Source organism: Pseudomonas sp. PSB18 (genome assembly GCF_014596565.1).
Taxonomy (GTDB): domain Bacteria; phylum Pseudomonadota; class Gammaproteobacteria; order Pseudomonadales; family Pseudomonadaceae; genus Aquipseudomonas.
The window spans coordinates 1-3,146 of the sequence record NZ_NOIN01000021.1 but is presented as its reverse complement, the minus strand read 5'-3'; the positions used below and the strand labels follow the sequence as shown (position 1 = coordinate 3,146).

The following is a 3,146-nucleotide window of genomic DNA, read 5'->3' as shown; positions in this document are numbered from 1 at the left end:
TGTTTTTTACGTAGTCGGCGTGACCTGGGCAGTCAACGTGTGCGTAGTGACGCACGGCCGAATCGTATTCAACGTGAGCGGTGTTGATGGTGATACCGCGAGCTTTTTCTTCCGGGGCGCTGTCGATCTTGTCGAAGTCAACCTTGGCCGAACCGAAAACTTCGGAGCAGACGCGGGTCAGAGCAGCGGTCAGAGTGGTTTTACCGTGGTCGACGTGACCGATGGTACCGACGTTGACGTGCGGCTTATTACGTTCGAACTTTTCCTTAGCCATCGAAATCACCCCTAGGAGAAGAATTTAGCAACTCACACAAGCCATTAAAACAAAGGCAGATATTTTCATATCTGCCTTGTTATATGGAGCTCTTGAGCGGATTTGAACCGCTGACCTCACCCTTACCAAGGGTGTGCTCTACCAACTGAGCTACAAGAGCGAAACACATTGCACAACCTGCAAACCTGGAGCGGGTAGCGGGAATCGAACCCGCATCATCAGCTTGGAAGGCTGAGGTTCTACCACTAAACTATACCCGCGGAGCCTGCAGCTCACGCTAGAAACTGGTGGAGGGGGAAGGATTCGAACCTTCGAAGTCGTAGACGTCAGATTTACAGTCTGATCCCTTTGGCCGCTCGGGAACCCCTCCTAAGCGAGCCGGCATTCTATATCATGCCAGCCTTCTGTCAAGCATTTTCTCATTAAAAACCTGAGGTTAGCTGCGTTGACCACGCTTCGCATCGTTGACTGTTAAAGGTCTTCGCTGCGAAGCGGGCGCCATTCTATGCAAACTACCCCGAGGGTGCAACCCCCTCACAAGGCATTATTTTATGTTTTAACTCATTGAATTCTTTAGAAAGGTTTTGAAGGAGGGTTTCATTCACCTTCCCGGCACCTTCTGGCGAAACCTGGACCCAGAATCCGGCCTCAGGGGTACCTGAAGCAGTAGCGCGCACCACAACCCCCAGCGCTGCCAATTTTTGCTCCAGCTGCCTGTTCATTTCCGAGCGAGTAAACCCTCCCAGATAAACACAGGTCTTTTGCGCCTCAGCGGGCTTTCCCGAATCGCGCCTGACAAGCGCGTCCGCCGTCTCGCTCAAGAGATGAATGTCCTGCTGCGAGCCGCGATACAAACTCAGAGGAGTGACATCCTTGGCACGAAGCGGAGCCTCCTGCTGGTGCCAGACATAGTAGAAAGCGTTCAAAACCAGCAATAACAGGAACAGCCACCGCATAGGAACCTCAAGACAAAGGACAGGCCATCGCCAAGCCGACAAAAACCAGGTCCGGCACCACCCTGGCGTCAGGGACAATACCGGAAACAAGATTAGCGTCCCCTCCTGTTAGAAACACAACGAAATCCTTCCCCCAATACTGTCGCGCCATCTCTAGCTGAGTCAGGACAAACCCCCTGAGCATCAGCATGCAACCACGCTCCACAGCCTCAACAGTCGCCCGCCCAGGAGCGAGACTCTCATGAGCACGCTCAGCAGCCATATCGTCATAGCGAATCCGCCGGGTATGGGTACGCAACTGATTGCGCATCAAGGACATGCCCGGGCAAATGAACCCGCCGAGATGCCCACCGTCTGCAGACACGAAATCGGCTGTAACGGCGGTACCAAAATCAAGTACCAGACAGGCACCCGAGGCCAGGTGAAACCCTCCAAGCAGAGCCAACCATCGATCCAGGCCCAGCCGCTCGTGATCCTCATAGCCATTTCGAACGCCGGCCATTTCACGGGTTGGCACAGCTCGCGCTACAGACACTCCGAACGCATCTACCAGCGCAGAAACCAGAGAATCGGTTTCTTCCTGGGTACGCACGCTGACAAGACGGCATTTTATGAGCTGAAACTTTCCAGCATCGCTCAAACAAGCCAGCAGATCGCTGTCAGAACCGACCACACCCCCGTCGACCGGCGTGACACCGTCGGCGCGAAGTACACGCCACTTGATAAAGCTGTTGCCGCAATCGAGCTCAAGAATCATCACGCAACCTCAAACCGAGCTCACCACCGCTAAAATTTCTTTCCACGCCATCCACCTTCAAACGTAGCGCCCCCTGGTAATCGATACCCAGCACAACGCCATCAATTTGATTGACACCCGCAATCAATGATACGGCCCGCCCCTGCCACAAATGATGCTGTTCCCATTCTGGCTGTATTGCGGCAAATCCAGACGCCTGGTGGAGCGCCAAGAATCGCTGGAGATTCACCCCCAATCGCGCCACCAGCTCATTCCGGTCAAAACACCGGCCAGCCACAAGACTCATGGACGTCCATTGCTGGTCAACCTCGTCGCTGGACTGCATATTCACATTAATCCCAACCCCCAGGACAACGTGGCAGACATCAGCCGGATCCCCTACCAACTCAAGCAATATCCCTGCAATTTTTCTATCATCGACCAGAACATCGTTAGGCCATTTCAGCCCCGCCTGCCGAATCCCCATATCATGCAAAGCATGCAAGACAGCCAGCCCTACAACGAGACTCAGTCCTTCTATTTGCCGCATGCCGCCATCAATACGCAGCACCAGGCTGTAATAGAGGTTTTCTGCAAAGGGGCTGACCCACTTTCGACCGCGACGACCGCGACCAGCAGTCTGCCGCTCAGCCAAAACCAGGAACGGCGCCACCACCCCGCGCTCTATGGAGCGCAACGCTTCAGCATTGGTAGAGTCGATGGAATCGAATATATGAACAGGCCACTCGCAAGGTTCTTTTGCATCAATCTCAGCCGCATCCAAAAGCAATAATGGCCTGGCCAATTGATACCCCCGGCCTCTGACCTTATGAACAGATAGGCCCAACTCTGCCTCCAGGTGCTGCAATTGCTTCCATACAGCACTGCGACTGACACCCAGCGCAACGCCTAGCGCCTGCCCCGAATGAAAGCGGCCATCCTTCAGAAGTTTTAGCAACGTGAGCATGCGAACTGCGCCCTGACAATGAGGCCCGCATGATAGCCATGCACAGGACAGTTGCATAGAAACACAGAGGAACCTTTCCTGCGGGCAAAACAAAACCCCTACCTGCGTCAGCAGATAGGGGTTTCGGAATTTAATCTTGACGATGACCTACTCTCACATGGGGAAACCCCACACTACCATCGGCGATGCATCGTTTCACTTCTGAGTTCGGGA

Annotated in this window: 4 protein-coding genes and 3 tRNA genes; all 7 read right to left on the bottom strand. The window is 54.1% G+C overall.

Annotated features, from left to right (window positions below; all coding sequences use genetic code 11):
• On the bottom strand, positions 1–274 hold a 274-nt coding region (locus CGA22_RS26970), incomplete at its 3' end, for a GTP-binding protein (protein WP_262928122.1).
• Positions 275–358: 84 nt separating this feature from the next.
• Positions 359–434 (bottom strand) — tRNA-Thr (locus CGA22_RS26965).
• Between the two features lie 26 nt (positions 435–460).
• Positions 461–534: transfer RNA gene (locus tag CGA22_RS26960), tRNA-Gly, on the bottom strand.
• Between the two features lie 25 nt (positions 535–559).
• Positions 560–644 (bottom strand) — tRNA-Tyr (locus CGA22_RS26955).
• Positions 645–786: 142 nt separating this feature from the next.
• Complete coding sequence (locus CGA22_RS26950; RefSeq protein ID WP_041020969.1) at positions 787–1,230, bottom strand: hypothetical protein; 444 nt, start codon at positions 1,228–1,230, stop codon at positions 787–789.
• A gap of 7 nt (positions 1,231–1,237) precedes the next feature.
• Positions 1,238–1,987: a pantothenate kinase gene (locus tag CGA22_RS26945; RefSeq protein ID WP_041020970.1), complete on the bottom strand. Its 750-nt coding sequence runs from the start codon at positions 1,985–1,987 to the stop codon at positions 1,238–1,240.
• Entirely contained in the window at positions 1,977–2,933 is a 957-nt protein-coding gene (birA, locus tag CGA22_RS26940) for a bifunctional biotin--[acetyl-CoA-carboxylase] ligase/biotin operon repressor BirA (RefSeq protein WP_041020971.1), read from the bottom strand. The genes CGA22_RS26945 and birA overlap by 11 nt, the downstream gene beginning before the upstream one ends.
• Between the last annotated feature and the right edge of the window lie 213 nt (positions 2,934–3,146).

What these genes read in the sequence shown, in the direction of transcription:
- CGA22_RS26950 (WP_041020969.1), bottom strand. Translation starts at nt 1,230, where the DNA reads ATGCGGTGGCTGTTCCTGTTATTGCTGGTTTTGAACGCTTTCTACTAT.
- CGA22_RS26945 (WP_041020970.1), bottom strand. Translation starts at nt 1,987, where the DNA reads ATGATTCTTGAGCTCGATTGCGGCAACAGCTTTATCAAGTGGCGTGTA.
- birA (WP_041020971.1), bottom strand. Translation starts at nt 2,933, where the DNA reads ATGCTCACGTTGCTAAAACTTCTGAAGGATGGCCGCTTTCATTCGGGG.